This is a genomic window from uncultured Ralstonia sp. (genome assembly GCA_913056305.1).
Classification (GTDB): domain Bacteria; phylum Pseudomonadota; class Gammaproteobacteria; order Burkholderiales; family Burkholderiaceae; genus Ralstonia.
The window spans coordinates 1-3,330 of record CAJXMR010000340.1 but is presented as its reverse complement, the minus strand read 5'-3'; the positions used below and the strand labels follow the sequence as shown (position 1 = coordinate 3,330).

Annotated in this window: 3 protein-coding genes; all 3 read left to right on the top strand. The window is 67.9% G+C overall.

Annotation, left to right across the window (positions count from 1 at the left end; genetic code table 11):
- Positions 1-253: 253 nt before the first annotated feature.
- Positions 254-1,753, top strand: a complete 1,500-nt coding sequence (murD, locus tag QZ609_RS25645) for a UDP-N-acetylmuramoyl-L-alanine--D-glutamate ligase (RefSeq protein WP_295501068.1) — start codon at positions 254-256, stop codon at positions 1,751-1,753.
- Positions 1,750-2,991: a putative lipid II flippase FtsW gene (ftsW, locus tag QZ609_RS25640; protein ID WP_295501066.1), complete on the top strand. Its 1,242-nt coding sequence runs from the start codon at positions 1,750-1,752 to the stop codon at positions 2,989-2,991. Before murD ends, ftsW begins: the two co-directional genes overlap by 4 nt.
- A partial coding sequence (locus QZ609_RS25635; RefSeq protein ID WP_295501062.1) for a glycosyltransferase occupies positions 2,988-3,330 on the top strand: 343 nt, incomplete at its 3' end. The genes ftsW and QZ609_RS25635, both read left to right, overlap by 4 nt.

Here is a 3,330-nt window from a genome sequence, read left to right as displayed (position 1 = left end):
GTCATCACCATGATGCTGGTGCTGATCGGCCTGTCGACCCTGAAGCTGCGGTGAGGCAACGGACATGACCGACATGACCGAACCCATCGCACCCCTGGACGACGAGATGGCGCCGACACCGCTGGAAGCAGCGGTTGAGCCAGCCGCCCAACCCGACGTCGAAGCGACGGAAGGGGAGGGCGTGGAAGCCGTTGCCGCCACGCTCGATTCGGCCGAGCCGGTGCCGGCCGTCGAGACCGTGCAGGCACCGCGTATGTTCGGCGAGCTGGACGCGCCGTTCGTGCTGGTGCTCGGACTGGGCGAATCCGGCCTGGCGATGGCACGCTGGTGCGCGCGCCATGGGGCACGTGTGCGCGTGGCCGATACACGCGAGGCGCCCGCCAACCTGCCGACGCTGCGCGCCCACGTGCCCGACGCCGAGTTCGTCAGCGGTCCGTTTGCGGTGTCGCTGCTCGATGGGGTGACGCTGGTGGCGATCAGCCCCGGCTTGTCGCCGCTCGATGCCAACGTCGCGGCACTGCTGGCTGCCGCCAATGAGCGCGCCGTGCCGGTCTGGGGCGAGATCGAACTGTTCGCCCGCGCGCTGGCCGGCCTGAAGGCCGCGCAAGGCTACGCGCCTCGCGTGCTCGCCATCACTGGCACCAATGGCAAGACGACGACCACTGCGCTCACGGGCGCCCTAGCACAACGTGCCGGCAAGACAGTCGGCGTGGCGGGCAACATCAGTCCGTCGGCGCTCGACAAGCTGACCGAGTGCGTCGACGCCGGCACGCTGCCGGACGTGTGGGTGCTGGAGCTGTCCAGCTTCCAACTGGAAACCACGCACACGCTGGACGCCGACGCCGCCACCATCCTGAACATCACGCAGGATCACCTCGACTGGCACGGCACGATGGCCGCTTATGCCGCCGCCAAGGGCCGCGTCTTCGGCGCCAATACCGTGCGTGTGCTGAATCGCCAGGACGCCGAGGTGATGGCGTTCGCCAGCAAGAGCGGCGGGGATGTCACCTTCGGTACGGACGAACCGGCCACGGCGGACGCGCTCGGCCTGCTGCGCGAAGGCGGCATGCCTTGGATCGTGCTGGCCGAGGCCGACGAGGATGATCTGCCCAAGCCCGCGCGCCGCAAGAAGGGTGATACCACCCCCACCGCGCCGGTGCCGGTGCGCCTGAAGCGCCTGATGCCGGCCGACGCGCTGCGCATCCGCGGCCTGCACAACGCGACCAATGCGATGGCCGCGCTGGCGCTGTGCCGGGCGATCAACCTGCCGGTGAGCGCACTGCTGCACGGCCTGCGCGACTACGCCGGCGAGCCACACCGCGTCGAGCTGATCGCCGCGTTTGACGACATCGAATTCTTTGACGACAGCAAGGGCACCAACGTCGGCGCGACGGTGGCGGCGCTGTCCGGCCTGTCCAAACGCGTGGTGCTGATCGCGGGCGGGGAGGGCAAGGGGCAGGACTTCTCGCCGCTGGCCGCGCCCGTGGCGCAGTACGCGCGTGCCGTGGTGCTGATCGGGCGCGATGCGCCGCTGATCCGCGCGGCGCTGGAGAACAGTGGCGTCACGTTGATCGACGCGCCGACGATGGAAGCCGCCGTGCAGGAAGCCGCCGCGCGCGCCCAGGCGGGTGATGCTGTGCTGCTCTCGCCGGCGTGCGCGAGTTTCGACATGTTCCGCAACTACGAACACCGCGCGCAAGTGTTCCACGAGGCCGTGGCCGCCCTGGCTGCCGACCGAGGAGTTGTTCTATGAGCGACGCCCAGATCAAGCGCAGCGGCTTCATCGGCGCGACCATCGGCAACGCGTGGGATGGCCTGCGCGACGCCGTGTCGGGCGTCAAGCCCACGCGCTCCAAGATGATGGAATACGACCAGCCGCTGATGTGGGTGGCGATCGTGCTGCTGGGCCTGGGCCTGGTGATGGTGTATTCGGCGTCGATCGCGCTGCCGGATTCGCCCAAGTACGCGAACTACAGCAACGGCCACTTCCTGGTGCGCCACGTGTTCTCGCTGCTGATCGGGGTGATCGGCGCAGTGGTCGCGTTCCAGATTCCGGTCAAGTTCTGGGACAAGTACGCGCCCAAGCTCTTCATCATCGCGCTGGTGCTGCTGGTGATCGTGCTGATTCCGCACGTGGGCAAGGGCGTGAACGGCGCACGCCGCTGGCTGCCGCTGGGCGTCATGAACTTCCAGCCGTCTGAGCTGATGAAGCTGGCGGTGGTGCTGTACGCGGCCAACTACACGGTGCGCAAGCAGGACTGGATGCAGAGCGTGGGCAAGGGCTTCCTGCCGATGGGCGTGGCCGTGGCCTTCGTCGGCTCGCTGCTGCTGCTGGAGCCGGACATGGGCGCGTTCCTGGTGATCGCGGCCGTGGCGATGGGCATCCTGTTCCTGGGCGGCGTCAACGGCAAGCTGTTCGGCGGGCTGGTGCTGACGGCGGTGTCGACGTTCTCGCTGCTGATCCTGCTGTCGCCGTGGCGGCGTGAGCGGATCTTCGCGTACCTGAATCCGTGGCAAGAGGAATACGCGCAGGGCAAGGCGTACCAATTGACGCACTCGCTGATCGCCTTCGGCCGCGGCGAGTGGACCGGCGTCGGCCTGGGCGGCAGCATCGAGAAGCTGCATTACCTGCCGGAAGCGCATACCGACTTCATCCTCGCGGTCATCGGCGAGGAACTGGGCTTCGTCGGCGTGCTGGTCGTGATCCTGCTGTTCTACTGGCTGGTGCGCCGCTCGTTCGAGATCGGCCGCACCGCGCTGCAGCTCGACCGCACGTTTGCCGGCCTGGTCGCCAAGGGCCTGGGCATCTGGATGGGCTGGCAGGCCTTCATCAACATGGGCGTGAATCTGGGCCTGCTGCCGACCAAGGGGCTGACGCTGCCGATGGTCAGCTACGGCGGGTCGGGCATCCTGATGAACTGCGTGGCAATCGCGCTGCTGCTGCGTATTGATTATGAGAACCGCGTGCTGATGCGTGGGGGCAAGGTATGACGGTGAACACGCCGCGCACCCTCCTCGTCATGGCTGGCGGTACCGGCGGCCACATCTTCCCCGCACTGTCGGTGGCCAAACTGCTGGCCGCGCGCGGCTGGAAGGTGGTGTGGCTCGGCAACGCGAGTGGCATGGAAGGCCAGCTGGTGCCCAAGCACGGCTTCCCGCTGGAGCCGGTGCGCTTTGGCGGTGTGCGCGGCAAGGGCTTCGTCACCAAGTTCCTGCTGCCGTTGAACCTGCTGCGCGCGTTCTGGCAAAGCCTGGGCGTGGTGCGCCGCGTGCGTCCGAACGTGGTGCTGGGCATGGGCGGCTATATCACCTTCCCGGGCGGCATGATGA